The sequence below is a fragment of the Dactylosporangium sp. CS-033363 genome, from assembly GCF_050942475.1.
GTDB lineage: Bacteria > Actinomycetota > Actinomycetes > Mycobacteriales > Micromonosporaceae > Dactylosporangium.
On the sequence record NZ_CP192032.1, the window covers coordinates 6,040,201 to 6,059,077 of the forward strand.

Consider the following 18,877-nt stretch of genomic DNA (forward strand, 5'->3'; position numbering starts at 1 on the left):
AAGTCGCATTTCATCGACAACCGCGCGGCGTCCCGGCAACACTGCCCCACATGACGAACGAGCACACCGCGACCGTGCAGCGAGCCATGTCCGGCTTCCTGGAGACCGGCGACGTCGACACCCTCGGCACGTTCCTGCACCCGGACTTCGTCCACCGCCGGCCGGGCGGGCACGACGCGTCGAAGGCCGAATGGCTGGACTCCGTGCGCGCGGCCCAGACCCGGCTCACCGCGATGGAGGTCGAGATCCGCCACCTCCTGCCGGCGGGCGACCACGTCGTCGTCCACACCGTGCGCCGCCTGCCCGGCGGCCCGGCGATCGCGGTCATCGAACTGTGGCGCTTCGCGGACGGCCTGATCGTCGAGGGCAACGAGATCATCGAGCCGCTGGCCCAGGTCGAGGCCAACCTCAGGTGGTGGGAACCCGCGCGCTGACCAGCCAGGCCCGGGCCCCGAGCCAGACCCCGCGCCCGGTTTCGTGGGCCGCGAGTGCTTCCCGCAGCCGTTGCATCGCCCGCTCGTCGCCGAGGAACGGGGCGGTGCAGGCGAACCGGCGCACCCAGTCGAGCGCGGCGTCGGCATCGGCGCCGTAGTACACGGGTTCGGCGACCTCCTCGACGGCGATGTCGCCGAACCCCGTTGTCCGCAGCAGTTCCTCGACCGCCGCCGGGTCGCCGAGCGAGAACGGGTCCGGCCCGCCGTCCGCCGTTGCGCCGAGCGCGGCGCGGATGACGCGGTCCCACTCGTTGCGCCCGGCGGCCTGCCAGACCACCATCACCAGCCGCCCGCCCGGGCGCAGCGCCCGCCGGAGGTTGGCGAACGCGGCGCCCGGGTCGGCGAAGAACATCGTGCCGAACCGGCTGATCACCAGGTCGAACCCGCCGCCGGGAAACGCGTGGGTCTGCGCGTCGGCGCGCAGGAACGCGGCGCTGCCGGTGGTCTCGGCCCGCTGGATGGCCGCCGCGGACACGTCGACGCCGAGCGCGCTGCCGTCCGGGCCGGCGAGCCGAGCGGCCTCGCGGGTGGTCCGGCCGCCGCCGCAGCCGACGTCGAGGACGCGGTCGCCGGGCCGCACGCCCCAGGCCGCCCGCAGCAGCGCGTCGTACCGGCCGAGCTCGGCGTCGTAGTCCATCGGTGCACGGTACTGGGTCAGGGGCGCTCGGGGCGGTACCGGACACTGACCGCCGCGCGCGGGGCGCCGTCGCGGGCCGGGTGCAGCCGGATCGGGGCGATGCCGGGGGCGTCGAGCAGCCGGCGGCCGTGGCCGAGCAGCACCGGCACGATGTGCAGGTCGATCTCGTCGATCAGGCCGCGTTCGAGCAGCTGCGCGCCGATGGTCGGGGACAGCACCTCGACGTTCTTGCCGTCGGCGGCCTTGAGCGCGATCCGCACCGCCTCGGCCACGTCGCAGCTGAGGAACGTGACGTCCGCGGCCGGGGTGGCGTCCTCGGGGTGGTGGGTGAGCACGAAGATGGGCCCCTGCCAGGCGCCGCCGTACGGCCGGGCCTCGCCCACCATCGCGTCCCAGCCCGCGCGCCCGCCCAGCACGGCGCCCGTGGTCCGCACGTACTCGCCGACCAGGCCGGGCCGGGTCGCGATGCCGGTGTCCAGCCAGTCCATCTCGTGGTTGGGCCCGGCCACGTACCCGTCCAGCGACATGGAGAAGTGCCAGAGGACCTTGCCCGCCGCCGTCTGCGGCTCGATGTCGTGGTTCATGCCCATGTGACGAGCGGGCGCCCGCGGATTCATCGGATTTCGGGGAGGGTTTTGTTCAGGTGCCGGACGGTTGCGCCGATGGTCTCAGCGTCACACGGAAGCGACGCACACACTGGGGGCAGGGATGACCACGAACACCACCATCAAGCGCACGCTGGTTCTCGCCGGGCTGACCGCCGCCGCCGGGATCGCCGCCCTCGCCGGGGGCACCGCCGCGCAGGCCGCCGCCACCCCGAGCGTCTACGCCAGCCACGGCGCCGTCTACGTCAAGCAGGCCGGCCACACCACCCGCCTCACCAGCGACGACGTCAACAAGCAGCCGGCCCTGTCCCCGGACGCCACCCAGATCGCCTACGTCCACAACGACACCGTCTGGGTCATGAACCTCGACGGCAGCGGCCAGCACCAGGTCAGCGACCGCACCGGCAGCGCCCCGGCCTGGGACGCCAGCGGCGTGCGCCTGACCTACACCGCCACCTCCTGCACCGGCGCCCCCGGCACCTTCCGCACCGGCACCAACGGCGGCGACACCTCCGAGGTCCTCGCCCCCACCGCCTGCGTGAGCCAGGACGCGCCCCAGGTCGGCTACATCATGGGCTGATCGACCAACCGGCGGTACCGTAACGAAATGCACCTGATGTCCGGTCCTGTGGGCCGCCTCGCGCGACGGACCGTCGGCCCGATCGCCGGGCACCGGATGGACGTCCTCGCGATGCAGAGCCTGGCCCCGCTGTCCGCCGACTACGTGCCGTGGTCGCCGATGGCGATGCGGCCGAGCGGGATCGCCGGCGTGCTCGCCGAGGTCTACATCCACGACGTCCGCCACGTCGTCGAACTCGGCGGCGGCGTCTCCACCTTCTACCTCGCCCGCCTCCTGCACCGCCGCGGCGGTCGCATGTGGACAGTCGAGCACGACCCGCGGTGGGCGAACCTCCTCCGCGCGGCGCTCGACCGCGAAGGACTCGCCGGCACCGCCACCGTCGTGCACGCACCCCTCGCCCACGACGGCTGGTACGACCGCCGCGCGATCGACCTCCTGCTGCGCGAACCGATCGGCCTGCTGCTCGTCGACGGCCCGCCCGCCTACGAGCACCCCGGCGCCCGCTACCCGGCGCTCCCCCACTTCGCCGAGGCCCTCGCCCCGGACGCGATCGTCATCCTCGACGACATCGCCCGGCGCGGCGAGGAGCGCACCGTACGCCAGTGGGAACGCGAGACCCCGTACCGCTTCGAACGCCGCCTGGTCCGCGGCGGCATCGCCGTCGGCCGGCGCCCGGCGGCGGGCGTCAGTTCGTGACGGTGGCCCGGCTCACGGACAGCATCGCGTCGGCGACGGTGCCGTTGCGGCGCTGACGCTCCGCGCCGGTGCCGTGTTCGCGCAGGCGGCCCAGGCCCAGCACGACGCGGACCCGGTCGCCGTGGCGGTCCAGGGCGTCGTGCACCAGCTCGATCAGGTCCTCCACCAGGTCCCAGGCCGGCCGCGCCTCGTGCGTGCGCAGGTCGATCAGGGTGCCGCTCATGCCCGAGTGGGCCGCGTTCCAATGCGCCGCGCGCAGCAGGTGCTCCGGTGGCTGCAAAGCCTCCCGGCCCGCCGCGATGTCGGCGATCGCCGTGGCCACCAGGGCGCGCACGAGGCCCGCCATGACGACGGTCTCGGCCGCCGTCGGGCAGACGTCGGCCACCCGGACCTCGACCGTCGGGTAGCGCGACGACGGCCGGGCCCACCACAGCACCATCGTCGCGTCCAGCATCACGCCCGTCGCGACCAGCTCGGCCACCACCCGCTCGTACTCCGCCGAGGAGCGCAGGTACGGCGACGGGCCCAGGCTCGGCCAGCGCTCCAGGGCGATCCCGCGCCAGCTCGCGTGGCCGGAGTCGGTGCCGGCGTGCCACGGTGAGTTGGCGGTCAGCGCCTGCACCACCGGCAGCCAGGGGCGGATCGCGGTGCAGACCTGGATCGCCAGCTCGCGGTCCGGGACGCCGACGTGGACGTGGAAGCCGCACAGGGCCGGATCGTGGGCGATCGGGCCGTAGTGGCGGGCGATCGCGTGGTACCGCGGGGTGTCGACGACCTCCAGGTCCGGCTCGCCGATCGGGGTCGCGCCCACCGCGACCAGGCGGGCGCCCACGGACTCGGCGGCCGCACCGGCGGCGGCGCGGTTCTCGCGCAGCGCGTCGTGCAACTGGGGCAGGTCCGTGCAGACCGGGCTGACCATCTCCATCATGCTGCGCCGGAACTCGACCTGGCTGCGCTCGCGCATGGCGGCGGGGAGCTGCTCGCGGGCGGCGTCCGCGCGCGGCGCGTTCTGCCACGTCCGCGGGTCGAGCAGCAGGAACTCCTCCTCGACGCCGACCGTCAGGTGCAGGCGGGACACCGAGCGCGCGATCTCGGCCGGATGCAGGGCGGTGGACGTCATGCGCTGCGTCTTCCCCGAAATCTCATGCTTAACCGAAGTTTGGCCGGGCAGAGGTCACCCTATGGAGCTTCCCCAGCCACGCGGGCCGATGTCGGCCACCCTCGTCGACGCGCTCGCCGGTCCCCCGTGCCACCTGATGCTGCAACCGGCCGTCACCGCCGCGGGTGACCCCCTCGCCGACGAGGACCTCCAGCTGACCCTGCACATCGGGTACGAGCTGCACTACCGCGGCTTCGACGGGGTCGACGACGGCTGGGAGTGGCAGCCGTCGCGGCTGGCGCTGCACCAGACGGCCGAGCGCCGCTTCGAGGCCGCCCTGCGCGACCTCGTCCCGATGCCGGACGCGGTGCCCGCCGCCGAGGTGCCGCACGCGCTCTCCGCGGTCATGGCGGCCGGCGACGGGCCGCCGCTGTCGAAGTACCTCACCGGGCGGGCCACCCTCGCGCAGTTCCGGGAGTTCGTCATGCACCGCTCCGTGTACCACCAGCGCGAGGCCGACCCGCACACGTGGGCGATCCCGCGGCTGGGCGGGCGCGCGAAGGCGGCCCTGGTCGAGATCCAGGCCGACGAGTACGGCGGCGGCCGCACCGAGCGGATGCACGCCGAGCTGTTCCGGGCCACGATGCGCGAGCTGGAGCTCGACGACTCCTACGGCGCCTACGTGCCGGACGCACCGGCCGTCACGCTGGCCGTCAACAACCTCATGTCGCTGTTCGGCCTCAACCGCCGCCTGCTGGGCGCGATCCTGGGGCATCTCGCCATCTACGAGATGACCTCGTCTTTGCCCAACCGCCGCTACGGCAACGGGCTGCGCCGGCTCGGGTTCGGCCCGGACGCGACGCGGTTCTACGACGAGCACGTCGAGGCGGACGCGGTGCACGAGCAGGTGGCCGCGCACGACCTCTGCGGCGCGTACTGCGCGGAAGCCCCTCCGGAACAGTCCGCACTCGTCCTGTGGGGCGCCGCGTGCGGGCTCGCGCTCGACGCGCGCTTCGCCGCCCACCTGCTCGACCGGTGGGCGGCGGGCAGGAGCTCCCTGCGCGATCAGGCGGAGTCGAGCGGGCGCGCGCTCGCCGGTGCGCTGGGGGCCTGAAAACCGACGGCCTTGTGGGTACCGTCGCAGAACGGCTTGATCGCCGAGCGCCCGCAGCGGCACAGCGCGACCGTCCGCCGCCCCGGGTCGATGACCTCCCCGTCCTGGGTCATGAGGGTGAAGTCGCCGCGCAGCAGCAGCGGGCCGTCCTCGCAGGGGGTGACGGAGGCAGCGTGATCCATGCCGACCGGATGCCCGCGTGACCCGCGGCCAAACGGTGTCGATGGCCGCGTCACCCGCGGTCAAACGGTTGCGCGCAGGGCGCCCGGGTAGCCGCGGCGCGTGTCGTTGCGCTACCAGCCGTCGCTGGACGGTCTCCGCGCGGTCGCGCTGGGCGGGGTGCTGGTCGCGCACGGGATGCCGGCGTGGCTGCCGGGCGGCTTCCTCGGCGTCGACCTGTTCTTCGTCCTCTCCGGCTACCTCATCACCGCGCTGCTGCTGCACGAGCGCGAGTCGACCGGCCGCATCCGCCTCGGCGCGTTCTGGGGCCGCCGCGCCCGCCGCCTGCTGCCGGCGCTCGTGCTCGTCGTCGCGTTCGTCGCGCTCGCCGGCCCGCGGCTGCTGCCGGAGCAGGACCCGGGCCCGCTGCGCCTGGACGCCGTCTCGGCCCTGACGTACTGGGCCAACTGGCGCATGACCTGGCGCGGCGGCGACTACTTCACCCAGACCGCCGCCGCCTCCCCGCTGCAGCACACCTGGTCGCTGGGCATCGAGGAGCAGTTCTACCTCCTGTGGCCGCTCGCGCTGCTGCTGCCGAACCCGCGCCGGTGGCTCCCCGCGGTCTGCCTGCTCGGCGCGGCGGCCTCGACGGCGGCGTGCTGGCTGCTCTACGACCCCGCCGCGCCCGACCGCGCGTACTTCGGCAGCGACACCCGCGCCGCCGCGCTGCTGGTCGGCTGCGCCCTCGCCACCGCACCGCGCATGCCGCGCGGCGTCGGACTCGCGGGAGCCGCCGTCCTCGCCGCCGCCATGGTGCTCGTCAAGGGCCAGACGCCGCTGTTGTACCGCGGAGGCTTCCTCGTCGTCGCGTGCGCCGCGGCCGCCGTGGTCGCCGCACCGCCGGCATTCCTCGCCGTCGCGCCGCTGCGCCGGCTCGGCCGCATCTCGTACGGCGGGTACCTCTGGCACTGGCCCCTGTTCGCCATCCTCGACGCCGACCGCACCGGCCTGTCGGGCGGGCAGCTGTTCGCGGTCCGGGTCGCCGCCACCCTGACGATCGCGGCCGTGAGCTTCCACGTCCTGGAGCAACCGGCCCGCCGCCTGCGCCCCGCCCCGATCACCGTCACCGCCGCGATCCTCGCTCTGGCCCTGACCGCCACTCCCCAGGCCCCGCCGCAACGGGTCGCGTGGGTCTCACCCGAACAAGTAGCGCCGCCCGCGCCGTCGCCGTCACACCACCGCGACCGGCGACCGGGCCCGCCGAGGGTGACCGTGGTCGGCGACTCGGTGGCGTGGACCCTCGGCGCGTACTGGCCCGGCGCCGGCGGCTTCGCGCTCAGCAACCAGGCGGTGCAGGGCTGCGGCATCGCCACCCTGCCCGACATTCGCTACGGAGGGGCATTGCACACCAACTATCCGTACTGTGCAACGTGGCAATCCCGCTGGGCCGGCTCGGTCGCCGCCGACGACCCGGACGTGGTGGTGATCCTGCTCGACCGCTGGGAGCTCATGGACCGCGAACTCGACGGCCGCTGGACCCACGTCGGCGAGCCGGACTACGACGCCTACCTCGCCGGCCAGCTCCGCACCGCCCTGGACCTCGCGGCCCGGCACGGCGCGCGGACCGTCCTGCTGACCGCCCCGTACACCCGGCGCGACGAACGCCCCGACGGCGGCCTGTGGCCGGAGGACGACCCCGCCCGGGTCGACGCCTGGAACCGATTGCTGGCCAAGGCGGCCGCGACCCACCCGAGCAGGCCGGCGGTCCTCGACCTGAACCGCGTGCTGTGCCCGTCCGGCACCTTCGCCTGGACGGTCGCCGGCGTCCGCGTCCGCAGCGACGGCCTGCACCTCACCCCCGACGGCGTCCGCGCGGTGGTCGCACCCTGGCTGGCCCCGAAGCTCACCGAACTGGCGGCCGGATGACACGCGAACCCGTCAGCCGAACCGGCGACCCCGCACGGGCGACGATCAGATTCGAGGCCTCCTGGGTACCACAAGAGCGCTGGACCACGGAGGGAGAGCGGGGCTTGCTCGACGAGTTCGCGGTGCGCATCGACCACCGCGCCGAGGAGGCGGCGGTCGCCGTCTCGGGCCTCGTCGACCTCGACTCGGGCAACCGCCTCTTCGACGCCCTCGCCGACGTCCTCGGCCGCCCCGGCACGCGCCGCGTGACCGTCGACCTCGCCGAGGTGACCCTGCTCGACGCGTACGGCGTCGGCGTGTTGCTGGCCGGGCGCAACCGGGCCCGCACGGCCGGCGTCCGCTTCCGGGTGACCAACGCCGAGGGCATCGTGCGGGAGGTCCTGCAGATCGTCGGGCTGCTCGACGTGCTCACGAACCGCCCGGCTCCGTAGCGCTGCCCCTGAGGAGGTTCCAGGACGCGCCGGCCAGCTCGACGGTGGTGCGGCCGGCGTTGTCGAGGCGGCGGGGCGGCCCGTCGAGGGTGTGGTGTTCCAGGGCGGTGTGCTGCGGGAAGGCGCGCAGGTCGAACTCGACGGCCAGGGGGTCCTCGCCGCGGTTCACGGCGAACACGGCGAGCGCGCCGGTCTCCTCGTCGTGCACGGCGACGGTCGACAGCGTCGGGACGCGGCCGTACTTCGCGGTCTCGTGCGACGGCGTCACCGGCTCGGTGCGCAGCACGGTGCCGCGGGCGTGGCGGGCGGTGAGGGCGAACGGGTGGAAGATGCTCTGCCGCCAGGCCCGCCCGCCGGTCTCGGTGCGGATCGGGGCGATGACGTTGACCAGCTGGGCCTGGCAGGCGACCCCGACCCGGTCGGCGTGGCGCAGCAGGGTGATGAGCAGGTCGCCGACGACCACGGCGTCCGTGCCGGTGTAGTCGTCCTCGATGAGCGCCGGCGCCTCGACCCAGCCGCGGCGGTCCAGGTCGTGCTGCAGCCGCGACTGGTACCACACGTTCCACTCGTCGAAGGAGACCTTGAGCTTCTTGCGGTTGTGCAGCTTGGCGCCCACGTGGTCGGCGGTGGCCACGACCTCGTCGATGAACGCGTCCATGTCGGCGGCGGAGGCGAGGATGCTGGCCCGATCGCCGTCGGACGGATCGTAGTAGGTGTGCGCGGAGATGAAGTCGACGTGCTCGTAGGCGTGCTCGAGGACGGTGGCCTCCCAGGACCCGAACGTCGGCATGGCGCGGTTCGAGCTGCCGCAGGCGACGAGGCTGATCCCGGGGTCGATCATCTTCATGGCGCGGGCGGTCTCGGCGGCGAGCCGGCCGTACTCGTCGGCGGTCTTGTGCCCGACCTGCCACGGCCCGTCGAGCTCGTTGCCCAGGCACCACAGCTTCACCCCGTAGGGCTGCTCGGCGCCGTGCCTGCGGCGCAGGTCGGACAGGTGGGTGCCGCCGGGGTGGTTGGCGTACTCCAGCAGGTCCAGGGCCTCCTGCACGCCCCGGGTGCCGAGGTTGACGGCCAGCATCGGCTCGACGCCGGCCGCCCGGGTCCAGACCATGAACTCGTCCAGGCCGAACCGGTTGGTCTCGATCGTCTTCCAGGCCAGGTCCAGCCGGCGCGGCCGATCCCCGACGGGCCCGGTGCCGTCCTCCCACCGATACCCGGAGACGAAATTCCCGCCCGGGTACCGCACGACGCTCACCCCCAGCTCGCGCGTCAGCTCCAGGACGTCGCCCCGCAGCCCCAGCGCGTCGGCGGAGGGGTGCCCGGGCTCGAAGACGCCGCCGTACACGCAGCGGCCCATGTGCTCGACGAACGAGCCGAACAGCCGCCGGTCGGCCTCGCCGATGCGGAACGCGGGATCGATCACGACGCGTGCAGAGTTCATGGTGCCCGTTCTACAACGTCGCCGGCCCGGCGCGAAAGCGCTCAGGCCGCGCCCATCACCAGGCCCTCGATGGTGTGTTTCTGGGTGATCGGGACCAGGTGGTCGACGACGGCGCAGGCCAGGTGGTCGCGCACGGCCGGCGGGAGGGCGGCGTGGTAGTCGCGGGTCACCGCCATGTCGTGCCGCTCGTCGTTGCCGGCCCCGGGCCCGTCGACGCCGAGCACCAGGACGGGGCGGGACAGGTCGGAGTGGTTGGTGGTACCCCGGTGGATGGTCAGCGCCGAGCGGGCCGAGATGTCGCCGCGCTTCGGGTACTTGCGCACCGCCCGCTCCAGGTAGCGCGGGTAGAGCTCCCTGGGCGGGAACATGCCGTGCTCGAAGGACGGCTCGTCGTCGAACTGGGTGCCGGGCGCGATCTCGAACGGGCCCATGTCCTCGGTGGTGTCCACGCCCGTGAGGTTGAAGGCGAGCGAGTTGAGCCTGCCGGTCTCCCGGGTCACCGGGGGCATCGGGAAGTCGCGGTGCCAGGGCTGGTCGACCGCGCCCGGGCCGGGCACGTCGAAGCCCAGTTCCACGATTCGGTACCGGCTGCCGAGCACGGCCTCGCACACCGCCACGACCCAGGGGTGGGAGGCCAGGTCGACGAAGCCGCGCAGCTGCTCCGGGTGGATCTCCACGTAGTAGCGGTCCGGCCCGCGCCCGACCGCGCCGCCGGGCCGCGCGAGGGCGTCGGCCAGGGCGGTCTCCATGTCCTCGCGCATCTCGTCCGCCCACGCGACCGTGAACGCGCCCTTGCACGCCGTGATGCCGTCTCGATAGATCTCGTCGTATGCCTGCATGCCGCCCAGTTTGCAACGTGGCATGCAACGTTGCAAGCGATGCTCTAGGATTCGTCCGTGGGTGCGAGCCTCAAGGACGTGGCGGCCCGGGCCGGGGTGTCGATCCGGACCGTGTCGAACGTCGTCAACGACTTCCCGCTCGTCGCGCCGGAGACCCGCGAGCGCGTGCGGCGGGCCATCGACGAGCTGCAGTACCGGCCGAACGCCGCCGCGCGCAGCCTGCGCGGCGGGCGCTCCGGGCTGATCGGCCTCGTGCTGCCGGAGCTCGCCTCGCCGTACTTCGGCGAGCTCGCCGCGCTGATCACCCGGGCCGCCGAGGAGCGCTCCTGGACGGTGCTGGTCGAGCAGACCGACGGCGACCCCGAACGCGAGCGGCGCCTGCTCGACGGCGGGCGGGCCCCCGGCGGCCAGGTCGTCGACGGGCTGCTGATCAGCCCGTGGGCGCTCAGCCCGGCCGAGCTGCAGCGCCGCCCCGGCGGGGCGCCGGTGGTGCTGCTCGGCGAGCAGGACGCGGCGGGCCTGTTCGACCGCGTGGCCATCGACAACGTCGCCGCGGCCGCCGACGCGGCCCGGCACCTGCTGGCCACCGGCCGGCGCCGGATCGCCGTCATCGGCCTGCAGCCGCACCTGGCCAACGGCACCGCCGAGCAGCGGTACCGCGGCTTCCGCTCCGTCGTCACCCACCCCGTGCTCGAGGAGCCGGTCGAGGCCCTGCACCGCGCCGACGGGGCCCTGGCGATGGAGCGGCTGCTCAACACCGGCGTCCCGTTCGACGCCGTGTTCTGCTTCAGCGACCAGCTGGCCCTCGGCGCGCTGCGGGCGGCGGCCTCGCGCGGCCTGCGCATCCCGAAGGACATGGCCCTGGCCGGCTTCGACGACATCGAGGACGGCCGGTTCAGCGTGCCGTCGCTGACCACGATCGCCCCCGACAAGGCCGCGATCGCCGCGGCCGCCCTGCAGTGCCTGGCCGCCCGGCTGGCCGCGGGCGAGGCGGCGGGACCGGCGCGCTCGGTGGTCGTACCGCATCGGCTGATCGTGCGGGAAAGCACGAATTAGTTGTCGTACGGAATCGTTTGGAGGGGTTACCCGTCGTGTGCCCGGCTGTTTTGATCAAGGCCGCCCATGCATCGACGGACAGGAGTTCCTGCATGCGAGTCTTCCGGCTGACTGTCGCCGCCCTGCTGGCCAGCGTGGTGGCCGTTCTCGCGCTGGCCCCGGCGGCCAACGCGGCGGACAGCAACGCCCGCCTCAAGAGCCGCAGCGACGGCCGCTGCGCCGCGGTGAGCTACCTCAACCAGGCGCTCATCCGGCCCGACTGCTCCTACACCCAGACCAAGTGGCTGTACCAGCCGCGGTCCAAGACGCCGAACAACCACGACCTGGTGAAGTTCCAGAGCAACTACAACAAGGGCTGCATCGACACCAACGGCGGCGGCAACGGCGCCCTGGTGGTCTCGATCGCCTGCAACACCGGCGCGAACCAGCTGTGGGAGGTCTTCCCGGTCGGCTCGTACTACGTCTACAAGAGCTGGGGCGCGTGGACGCTGCGCGGCGAGCACCTGTGCCTGTGGGCGAAGTCGAACTACGAGGAGCACCTGACCACGTGCGACACGACGGCCTACAACCAGCAGTGGACGAAGTCCGCCTGGTGAGCTGACCGGCCCGGCAACGCCTCCCGTCCGCGGGGGGCGTTGCCGTCTTCTCAGGCGGGTCCCCGCTTCGGGGTCAGACGGTGTTGTCCAGGTCGGCCGGGGTGCCGGTCACCTTCGCGGCGGCCCGCTTGCGCGGCTTCGGCGCGGTGGCGGCCGCCGTCTCGGTGACGGCCGGCACGGGAGCCGGCGCCGGCGAGCTGAACAGCTCCTGCACCGTCTGGACCGCCTGGCCGGCGGTCGGGTTGGCGCGCAGGCGGCCGGTGCTGGCCACGATCTGGTCGTACTTCTCCCGCCCGGCCCGGGTGCCGAGCACATAGCCGACGGCCACTCCCGCGGCCACAGTCAGCAGACGCATGCAGCTCTCCTCCTCGTTGAGTCGTTCATCCCCGCTTGCGGCGAACCGCGTACAGAATCGCGGCGAAGGCGGCCAGCCCCGCGGCGATCGCCGCCCAGGGCAGCGGCTTGCGCGCCTCGGCGGCGAAGTCGGTGTCGCGAACGGTCCGGCGCACCGAGGACACCGCGCTGCCGGCCTTGTCGGCCACGGTGCCGGCCGCGGCGCTGACGCGCTCCTTGGCGGTGTCGACCGCGTCGGCGGCGGCCTGCTTCGCGTCGCCCGCCGCCTCCTTGGCGCGGGCCTTGGCGTCGCCGGCCGCCTCCTTGGCGCGGGCCTTGACGTCGGTCTTGGCCGCGAGCCGCTCGGCCGTGTCGGCCAGCTCGGACCGGGTCTGCGCGATCTCGGCGCGCAGCTCGCCGGGGTCCTGCGGTGCCTTGGGGGTGCTGTCGCCGCTCATGCCCGTCGTCCCTCCTGGACCGCGGTCTTCACCGCGTCGACATCGGCCTTCACGCCGTCGACCGCCTGCTGCGGTACCGGCGGGGTGGCCTGCTGGAACTCCTTCTTGCCCAGCAGCGCCGCGATCCCGGCCGCGGCGAACACCACGACCAGCACGACGAGGACCGCGAGCCACAGCGGCCAGACCAGGTCGAGCAGGACCACCAGCAGCGTCAGCAGCAGCCCGACGCCGAACCAGGCCAGGACCGCGGCCGCGCCGAACAGCCCGCCGCCGACCCCGGCCCGCTTGCCCTTCTCCACCAGCTCGACCTTGGCCAGCGCCAGCTCGTCGCGCACGAGCGTCGAGATCTGCTCGGCCGCCCGCCGCACCAGCTCGGCCGTCGACCCCGGATCGTGTGTCTCGGTCACGGCGACCACCTCCTCGAATCGCCGTCACCATTCCCTTGTCATTCGGCAATCAAACTTCCGAATGCGCAAGATCTACCGATCGAGGGCCAGCTCGAGCCACACGTCCTTGCCGTCGCCGGGGTGCTCGGTCACGCCCCACCGCGCGGCGAGGGCCTCGACGAGCAGCAGGCCGCGGCCGCTGTCCATGTCCGGCGGCGGCGACTGGCGGGCGAGGGCCGGCGCGGCCCGCTGGTCGTGCACGGAGATGCCGAGCATGCGCTCGTCGCAGTACAGGTCGATGTGCTCGACCCCGCCCGCGTGCTGCAGCGCGTTGGCGGTCAGCTCGGAGATCAGCAGCTCGACGTTGTCGCACAGGCGCGGCGGGGGCGGCCGGGTCAGCACGCGGGGCAGCGCGGCGAGCACCCAGGCGCGCGCGGCCGCGGCGACCGAGACGTCGCGGCCGTTGCGGGGCCGCCAACGCACGGACCGCCCGGCGCGATGCTCACCGTCGATGTCGTGCATCAGGTTCCCCCGGCAGGTCGTTCGTTCCACGCACTGAGGGGATACCCGAATATCGAAGCCGCACACACGGGTGGCCCCCGGCCCGCGGCGCGACGGACCGGGACGAGGACCGCTCAGCGCGCGGCCGAGGGCAGCATGGCGCGGACCGCGTCGGACGACCACTCGACGAGCATCAGGGTGGCGTCGTCGGTCGGCGGGCCGTCGTACCGGGCCAGCGCCGCATGGCACAGCCGGCGCAGCGTCTCCGGCGCGGGCAGCCGTTCCGCGTCGCGCTCGGCCAGCTCGGCCAGGCGGTCGGCGCCGAAATGGGCCCCGTCGCGTCCACGGGCCTCGGTGATGCCGTCGGTGTACAGCAGGATGCGATCGCCCCGCTCCAGCACCGCCTCGCCGGCGGGCTGGTTCCAGTCGTCCAGGCCCAGCGGCATCCGGCGGCCGGCGTCGAGGGCGCCGATGACCTTGCCGTCGCGCAGCAGGAGCGGGAAGGGGTGGCCGGCGTTGACGTACCGCAGCCGCCCGTCCTCGAGATCCAGCTCGGCCAGCACCGCCGTGGTGAAGCGCAGCTCCGGCAGGTAGGCCGCCAGGGCCTCGTCGGCCGCACGGGCCATCGCCTCGAGGCCGTCGCCGGCGCGCCGGGCGGCCCGGATCGCCGACATGACGACCGCCGTCCCGAGCCCGGCCCGCAGCTCGTGCCCGGCCGTGTCGAAAATCGCGAAGAACAGCGTGGACTCGTCGGAGGCGTAGTCGAACCCGTCCCCGCCGACCTCGTAGCAGGGCTCCAGCACCGCCGAGACGACCGCCCGGTGCGACACGAACGTCAGCGGCGGCACCAGGCGCCACAGCAGCTCCGACGCCTCCGACATGCGCCGGGTCCGGCGCACCTTGAGCAGCGCGTCGCCGTAGGGCACCTTGGTCGCGATCAGGTGCCCGACGAGATGCGCGAACAGCTCGCACCCGGCCACGAAGTCCGCGTCCTCGAGCCGCTCGGCGGCGCCGGCCACGACCGTGAGGACGCCGAGGCGCTCGCTGCCGTCCAGCAGCGGCAGCCACAGCCGGTTGCCGTCCACCGCCTGCTCCACCGCCATGAACACCCGCCCGGCGACGGTGTCCTGCACGGCGAGCGGCTCGGGCCCGGCCGCACCGGCCCGCGGTACCGGTCGCAGGGTCCGCTGCTCCTGGTCGACGAGGTAGATCGTGGCGTCCAGGCCCAGCGGCGCGGCGGCCGCGGCCACCTCGTCGGCCAGCTCGTCGGCCTGCGCGAGCCGGTTGCGCCGCAGCAGCTCGGCCAGCGCGGCCCGCCACGGCCACGGATCGTCGGCTGCGCTCACGCGGTTTCCCCCCACCGTCGGTACGACACCCTCCACCCTCTCGCACATCCGGCCCGTCCGCGCGGGGTCCGGCCCGGATAAGCTCACAGCTGTGCGCTCCTCCTTCATCGGCAACCCTGCCGGCAGCAACCCCGCCGACCTGGTCACGGTGCAACTCCTCGACGGCGACCCGCTCGTCGTCCGCGTCGCCGGCCGGCTGCTGTTCGACACGCTGCCCCCGCTGACCGAGGCCCTGTCCGGCCTGGACCCGGCCGAGCATCCGCGCGTCGTCCTGGACCTCGCCGAGGTCCCGATGTGCGACTCGAGCGCCCTGAACCTGCTGGTCCGCACCCGGGCGTCGCGGCTGGACGCGGGCGGCTGGCTGCGCCTGGCCGCGGTCCAGCCGATGGTCGACAACGTCCTGAAGCTCACCAACCTCAGCTGGATCCTGCCGGTCTTCCGCACCGCCGAGGCGGCGGCAACGCATACCTGACCCCGGTCACGGGTACCCGAGTGGCATGACTACTCCGGCCCAGCCCCCCATGGTTCCGATCGTCCCGGTCGTGCTCGACCAGGAAGCAGACGAAGACCGCGACGCCGAGGACGGCACCCCCGTCGGCAAGGACGACCAGCGCGCCGACGTCGAGCGTTCCGGCGGCGACCCCGACGACGTCTAGTCCGGCCGGGCGAGGCGCCGCGCCGCGAGCTCCGCGAGCAGCGCGGCGCCGTCCAGCAGCACCCCGTCGTCGAACCGGGCCCGCGGCGAGTGGTTGCCCGGCAGGCCCCGGTGCTCGCCGGCCGCGGCGGCGCCCAGGAAGCAGTACGCGCCCGGCACCCGCTCCAGCACCCGGCTGAAGTCCTCGGACGCGGAAACGGGATGCTCCAGGACGCGGAACCGTTCGGCCCCGAACAGGTCCCGGGCCGTCGCGGCGACGAGGTCGAACTCGCGCGGGTCGTTGACCGTCACCGGGTACTCCGGAATGAACCGCACCTCCGCCGCCAGCCCGTGCGCGGCCGCAATCGCCTCGCACAGCCGCACCGACTCGCGCGCGATGCGCTCCCCCGCCGCGGCGCTGAACGTGCGCACCGTCGCCTCGAAGACCGCCTCGTCCGGAATGATGTTGCGCAGCGTGCCCGCGTGGAACGCCCCGACGGTCACCACGACCGGCTCGAACGGGCTGAACCGCCGCCCGACCATCGTCTGCAGCGCGGTCACCATCTCGCACGCCGCCGGAATCGGATCGGCGGCCTCGTGCGGGGCCGAACCGTGCCCGCCCGCCCCGATGACGCGCACGAACAGCCCGGCCGCGGCGGACATCAACGGCCCGGGCCGCGCCGCGACCACCCCGCGGGGCACATCGGCGGCCATCACGTGCAGCCCGTAGGCGGCGTCGACGGGCCGGCCGGCCGCCTCCAGCACCCCCTCCTCGATCATCAGGCCCGCGCCGTCGTACCCCTCTTCGCCCGGCTGGAACATGAACACCACGTCCCCGGCGAGCCCGCCGCGGCGCTCGGCGAGCAGCCGCGCGGCCCCGACCAGGCCGGCCGTGTGCAGGTCGTGCCCGCAGGCGTGCATGGCTCCCGGGATTTCCGAGGTGTACGGCACGTCGGCGAGCTCCGTCACCGGCAGCGCGTCCATGTCGCCGCGGAGCAGCACGACCGGCCCGGGCCGCGCACCGCGCAGCACCGCGGTCACCGACGACAGGCCGCGCCCGGTCGCGACCTCGAGCGGCAGCCCGTCGAGCGCGGCGAGGACCCGCGCCTGCGTCTGCGGCAGATCCAGCCCGATCTCCGGCCGGCGGTGCAAGGCCCGCCGCAGCTCGATGAGCTCGGCACCCAGTCGCGTCGATGTCGTCACGGGCACCAGTGTGGGCCAGGGCTATCGGGCCGGGTGCGGGTCCTTCTTGAACTTGCGCAGTTTGCGGTCGTCGCGCAGGTCCACGTACGGCTCGTCCGCCTCCTCGTGCCCGGCCTGGATCGCCCGGCTGCGCTGCAGTTCCGCGTCGAACTCGGCGCCGAGCAGGATCGCGATGTTGCTGATCCACAGCCAGATGAGGAACACGATGATCGCGGCCAGGCTGCCGTAGGTCTTGTTGTACGAGCCGAAGTTGGCCACGTAGAAGCCGAAGCCGGCCGAGGCGACGAGCCAGATCACGACCGCGAGCAGGCTGCCGGGGCTGACCCAGCGGAAGCCGCCGTGCTTGGCGTTCGGCGAGGCCCAGTACAGGATCGCGAACAGCAGCGCGACGATCGCCACGAGGACCGGCCACTTCACGATGTTCCACGTCGTCACGGCGGCCCCGCCGGCCCCGATCCAGCGGCCCGCGGTCTCGGCGACCGGGCCGGTGAAGACCACCAGCAGCGCGGCGACGGTGAGCAGGACGCCGGTGACGACGGTGACGCCGAGGCGGATCGGCAGCGTCTTCCACACCGGGCGGCCCTCGGGCACGTCGTAGATGGCGTTGGAGGCCTGCATGAACGCGCCGACGTAGCCCGAGGCCGACCACAGCGCGCCGGCGATGCTGACCACGGCGAGCAGCCCGGCCGTGGCCTGCTGGCCCTCCTGGAGGTTCCGCGCGGCGTCGCCGAGGATCGCGCCGGTCGAGCCGGGGGCGACGTCGCCGATGTTGTCGATGACGCGCTGGACCGTGTCCCGCCCGAACAGCCGCAGCACGGTGACGAGCAACAGGACGCCGGGGAAGATGGACAGCACGCCGTAGTACGTCAGCGCCGCCGCCCACACCGTGATGCTGTCGTCGCCGAACTCCTTCACGGTGCGCTTGAGCACCTGCAGGTATGAGTGCCTGGGCAGGTCGCCGAGCCGGTCCGGCCCCTCGTCCGCGGTCGGCTTCTTCGGCTCCTGCGGCGGATCGTCGGCGGCCGTGCGCCCCATTTCCCGCGCTTCGGTGTTGTCGGACATGCCGAACCCATGCCCACAGCTGGAGCGGCCAATCACCCCGCAGGGCGGACAACCGCGATGTCGTCGACGTAGCCCCGGAACAGGCCGGTGTTCGCGGGCTGGTCGTAGCCGATGCGGATCTGGTCGACGGTGCCGCCCGCCAGCGGGGTCAGGTCGACCCGGACCTGGTTCCACTGGTTGGCGACCAGGTGCCCACCCTGCCCCTGGTACTGCGGATGCGCCCGCACCCCGTACTGGTCCACGGCCCCGGAGTCGCGCAGGCTGCGCCCGTCGGTGAGGAACAGGTCCAGCGCGACGTAGCCGCCGTTCGCGTACTGCGGGTAGATCCAGTACGTGAGCGTGGTGCCCGCGGTGAGCACGAGGTGCACGTTGTAGAGCCGGTTGTAGGAGTACGAGCCGGCCGCGCTCAGGTCGTTGCCCGAGTACATGAGCGCGTACGTCCCGCCGTGCGCGACCTCCGCGCGCCGGCCGGACTCCATGCCGGTTTTGCCGCAGCAGAAGCCGCCGACGTTGAGCGAACCCTGGACGGTGTCGGTCCACGTGAGCTGCTGCACGGTGGCGCCGAAGTCGGTGCGGAACAGCGGCCAGGTGCGGCCGGCGCCGAGGACGGGCTGCAGCGCGGAGTACCACAGGTTGGCCAGCTTCGAGTAGCCGTCGTCGGTCGGGTGGATGCCGTCGCCGCCGATGTCGGCGAGGCTCAGCTGCGCATAGAAGTCGACCAGCCGTACCCGCGCGCCCTTGCTCTGCGCGATCGCCGGCAGCTTGGCGTTGAACGCCACGGCACGCGCGTTCACGGCCGCGTCCCGGTTCGGCACGAGCGTCGACATGAGCACGGTGGCGGCGGGCGCGTCGCGCAGGATCTGGTCGACGAGCGCGCTCAGCCGCGCCGGCGCGTTCGCCACGTCGTAGTTCTGGATCATGTCGTTGGTGCCCACGTTCAGCAGCACCACATCGGGCTTCGCGGCCGCGACCCACGCGTCGGTACCGGCGGCCACCTGGTCGATCCGATACCCCGGATGCCCCTCGTTGTCCCGGTCGGGCCCGTTGCCGGACTGCTGTGACCCGACGAAGTCCACCGCGATGCCGGCGTCGTCGGCGAGGTGGCGGCGCAGCTCCTCGCGGTAGCCGTTGCCGTCGGTGGACGCCGTGCCCCACGTGATCGACGCCCCGAGCGGCAGCACCCGCACCGGCGTCGCCGCCGCGGCGGCCTGCGGCACGGCGCACAACCCGGCCGCCACGAGAACCAGGACAACCAACGCCCGTCGATGCATGCCGATCAGC

24 protein-coding genes are annotated in these 18,877 nt (G+C 73.5%); 10 read left to right on the plus strand and 14 right to left on the minus strand.

Features of this window, described 5'->3' with window-relative positions:
• Positions 1-50: 50 nt before the first annotated feature.
• Positions 51-434, plus strand: a complete 384-nt coding sequence (locus ACQPZ4_RS27945) for a nuclear transport factor 2 family protein (RefSeq protein ID WP_433041412.1) — start codon at positions 51-53, stop codon at positions 432-434.
• On the opposite strand, the gene ACQPZ4_RS27950 is transcribed toward ACQPZ4_RS27945, so the two are convergent.
• Both ACQPZ4_RS27950 and ACQPZ4_RS27955 read right to left on the minus strand, forming a co-directional pair.
• Positions 409-1,131, minus strand: coding sequence for a class I SAM-dependent methyltransferase (locus tag ACQPZ4_RS27950; RefSeq protein WP_433041415.1), 723 nt, complete (start codon positions 1,129-1,131; stop codon positions 409-411). The genes ACQPZ4_RS27945 and ACQPZ4_RS27950 overlap by 26 nt on opposite strands.
• A 17-nt stretch (positions 1,132-1,148) precedes the next feature.
• Positions 1,149-1,721, minus strand: coding sequence for a dihydrofolate reductase family protein (locus ACQPZ4_RS27955; RefSeq protein WP_433041418.1), 573 nt, complete (start codon positions 1,719-1,721; stop codon positions 1,149-1,151).
• Between the two features lie 118 nt (positions 1,722-1,839).
• On the opposite strand from ACQPZ4_RS27955, the gene ACQPZ4_RS27960 reads away from it, so the two are divergent.
• Positions 1,840-2,316 carry a TolB family protein gene (locus tag ACQPZ4_RS27960; protein ID WP_433041421.1) on the plus strand — a complete coding sequence of 159 codons (477 nt, stop codon included), beginning with the start codon at positions 1,840-1,842 and terminating at the stop codon, positions 2,314-2,316.
• Positions 2,317-2,343: 27 nt separating this feature from the next.
• The gene (locus ACQPZ4_RS27965; protein ID WP_433041424.1) at positions 2,344-3,012 is read left to right on the plus strand and encodes a class I SAM-dependent methyltransferase; all 669 of its coding nucleotides are present in this window, start codon (positions 2,344-2,346) and stop codon (positions 3,010-3,012) included.
• Here ACQPZ4_RS27965 and ACQPZ4_RS27970 read toward each other — a convergent pair.
• Complete coding sequence (locus ACQPZ4_RS27970) at positions 3,002-4,132, minus strand: carboxylate-amine ligase (protein WP_433041427.1); 1,131 nt, start codon at positions 4,130-4,132, stop codon at positions 3,002-3,004. The two genes, ACQPZ4_RS27965 and ACQPZ4_RS27970, sit on opposite strands and share 11 nt — an antisense overlap.
• Before the next feature lie 61 nt (positions 4,133-4,193).
• Here ACQPZ4_RS27970 and ACQPZ4_RS27975 point away from each other — a divergent pair, with 61 nt between their 5' ends.
• Positions 4,194-5,225 carry an iron-containing redox enzyme family protein gene (locus ACQPZ4_RS27975; RefSeq protein ID WP_433041430.1) on the plus strand — a complete coding sequence of 344 codons (1,032 nt, stop codon included), beginning with the start codon at positions 4,194-4,196 and terminating at the stop codon, positions 5,223-5,225.
• On the opposite strand, the gene ACQPZ4_RS27980 is transcribed toward ACQPZ4_RS27975, so the two are convergent.
• Entirely contained in the window at positions 5,177-5,407 is a 231-nt protein-coding gene (locus ACQPZ4_RS27980) for a CDGSH iron-sulfur domain-containing protein (protein ID WP_433041433.1), read from the minus strand. The two genes, ACQPZ4_RS27975 and ACQPZ4_RS27980, sit on opposite strands and share 49 nt — an antisense overlap.
• A 100-nt stretch (positions 5,408-5,507) precedes the next feature.
• On the opposite strand from ACQPZ4_RS27980, the gene ACQPZ4_RS27985 reads away from it, so the two are divergent.
• Both ACQPZ4_RS27985 and ACQPZ4_RS27990 read left to right on the plus strand, forming a co-directional pair.
• Positions 5,508-7,310, plus strand: coding sequence for an acyltransferase family protein (locus ACQPZ4_RS27985; protein ID WP_433041436.1), 1,803 nt, complete (start codon positions 5,508-5,510; stop codon positions 7,308-7,310).
• A gap of 104 nt (positions 7,311-7,414) precedes the next feature.
• Entirely contained in the window at positions 7,415-7,741 is a 327-nt protein-coding gene (locus tag ACQPZ4_RS27990) for an STAS domain-containing protein (protein ID WP_433041438.1), read from the plus strand.
• Here ACQPZ4_RS27990 and ACQPZ4_RS27995 read toward each other — a convergent pair.
• Both ACQPZ4_RS27995 and ACQPZ4_RS28000 read right to left on the minus strand, forming a co-directional pair.
• Entirely contained in the window at positions 7,719-9,182 is a 1,464-nt protein-coding gene (locus ACQPZ4_RS27995) for an alpha-N-arabinofuranosidase (protein WP_433041441.1), read from the minus strand. The two genes, ACQPZ4_RS27990 and ACQPZ4_RS27995, sit on opposite strands and share 23 nt — an antisense overlap.
• Positions 9,183-9,223: 41 nt before the next feature.
• Positions 9,224-10,021 carry a phytanoyl-CoA dioxygenase family protein gene (locus ACQPZ4_RS28000; protein WP_433041444.1) on the minus strand — a complete coding sequence of 266 codons (798 nt, stop codon included), beginning with the start codon at positions 10,019-10,021 and terminating at the stop codon, positions 9,224-9,226.
• Positions 10,022-10,078: 57 nt separating this feature from the next.
• On the opposite strand from ACQPZ4_RS28000, the gene ACQPZ4_RS28005 reads away from it, so the two are divergent.
• Together ACQPZ4_RS28005 and ACQPZ4_RS28010 are read left to right on the plus strand one after the other, a co-directional pair.
• On the plus strand, positions 10,079-11,077 hold the full coding sequence (locus tag ACQPZ4_RS28005) for a LacI family DNA-binding transcriptional regulator (protein WP_433041447.1): 999 nt from the start codon (positions 10,079-10,081) through the stop codon (positions 11,075-11,077).
• 92 nt (positions 11,078-11,169) lie between these two features.
• The gene (locus ACQPZ4_RS28010) at positions 11,170-11,673 is read left to right on the plus strand and encodes a hypothetical protein (protein WP_433041450.1); all 504 of its coding nucleotides are present in this window, start codon (positions 11,170-11,172) and stop codon (positions 11,671-11,673) included.
• A 73-nt stretch (positions 11,674-11,746) separates the two neighbouring features.
• Here ACQPZ4_RS28010 and ACQPZ4_RS28015 read toward each other — a convergent pair whose 3' ends face one another.
• The 5 genes from ACQPZ4_RS28015 to ACQPZ4_RS28035 form a co-directional block, all read right to left on the minus strand.
• A complete protein-coding gene (locus ACQPZ4_RS28015; RefSeq protein ID WP_433041453.1) occupies positions 11,747-12,028 on the minus strand; it encodes a hypothetical protein in 282 nt (93 codons plus the stop codon).
• Between the two features lie 25 nt (positions 12,029-12,053).
• Positions 12,054-12,464, minus strand: a complete 411-nt coding sequence (locus ACQPZ4_RS28020; protein ID WP_433041456.1) for a DUF3618 domain-containing protein — start codon at positions 12,462-12,464, stop codon at positions 12,054-12,056.
• A complete protein-coding gene (locus ACQPZ4_RS28025) occupies positions 12,461-12,871 on the minus strand; it encodes a phage holin family protein (RefSeq protein WP_433041459.1) in 411 nt (136 codons plus the stop codon). The genes ACQPZ4_RS28020 and ACQPZ4_RS28025 overlap by 4 nt, the downstream gene beginning before the upstream one ends.
• Positions 12,872-12,943: 72 nt before the next feature.
• Positions 12,944-13,402: an ATP-binding protein gene (locus ACQPZ4_RS28030; RefSeq protein WP_433041462.1), complete on the minus strand. Its 459-nt coding sequence runs from the start codon at positions 13,400-13,402 to the stop codon at positions 12,944-12,946.
• Between the two features lie 83 nt (positions 13,403-13,485).
• Entirely contained in the window at positions 13,486-14,697 is a 1,212-nt protein-coding gene (locus tag ACQPZ4_RS28035) for a PP2C family protein-serine/threonine phosphatase (RefSeq protein ID WP_433041465.1), read from the minus strand.
• A gap of 91 nt (positions 14,698-14,788) precedes the next feature.
• Here ACQPZ4_RS28035 and ACQPZ4_RS28040 point away from each other — a divergent pair, with 91 nt between their 5' ends.
• Together ACQPZ4_RS28040 and ACQPZ4_RS28045 are read left to right on the plus strand one after the other, a co-directional pair.
• Positions 14,789-15,169 carry an STAS domain-containing protein gene (locus ACQPZ4_RS28040; RefSeq protein WP_433041468.1) on the plus strand — a complete coding sequence of 127 codons (381 nt, stop codon included), beginning with the start codon at positions 14,789-14,791 and terminating at the stop codon, positions 15,167-15,169.
• A gap of 49 nt (positions 15,170-15,218) precedes the next feature.
• Positions 15,219-15,353 carry a hypothetical protein gene (locus ACQPZ4_RS28045; RefSeq protein WP_433041471.1) on the plus strand — a complete coding sequence of 45 codons (135 nt, stop codon included), beginning with the start codon at positions 15,219-15,221 and terminating at the stop codon, positions 15,351-15,353.
• Here the strand turns inward: ACQPZ4_RS28045 and ACQPZ4_RS28050 are convergent.
• From ACQPZ4_RS28050 to ACQPZ4_RS28060, 3 genes are read right to left on the minus strand one after another with little or no spacing between them, the layout of a single operon-like run.
• Positions 15,350-16,534, minus strand: coding sequence for a M20 metallopeptidase family protein (locus ACQPZ4_RS28050; RefSeq protein ID WP_433041474.1), 1,185 nt, complete (start codon positions 16,532-16,534; stop codon positions 15,350-15,352). The two genes, ACQPZ4_RS28045 and ACQPZ4_RS28050, sit on opposite strands and share 4 nt — an antisense overlap.
• A 21-nt stretch (positions 16,535-16,555) precedes the next feature.
• A complete protein-coding gene (locus tag ACQPZ4_RS28055) occupies positions 16,556-17,596 on the minus strand; it encodes a YihY/virulence factor BrkB family protein (RefSeq protein ID WP_433041477.1) in 1,041 nt (346 codons plus the stop codon).
• A 32-nt stretch (positions 17,597-17,628) separates the two neighbouring features.
• The gene (locus tag ACQPZ4_RS28060) at positions 17,629-18,867 is read right to left on the minus strand and encodes an SGNH/GDSL hydrolase family protein (RefSeq protein ID WP_433041480.1); all 1,239 of its coding nucleotides are present in this window, start codon (positions 18,865-18,867) and stop codon (positions 17,629-17,631) included.
• Positions 18,868-18,877 lie beyond the last annotated feature (10 nt).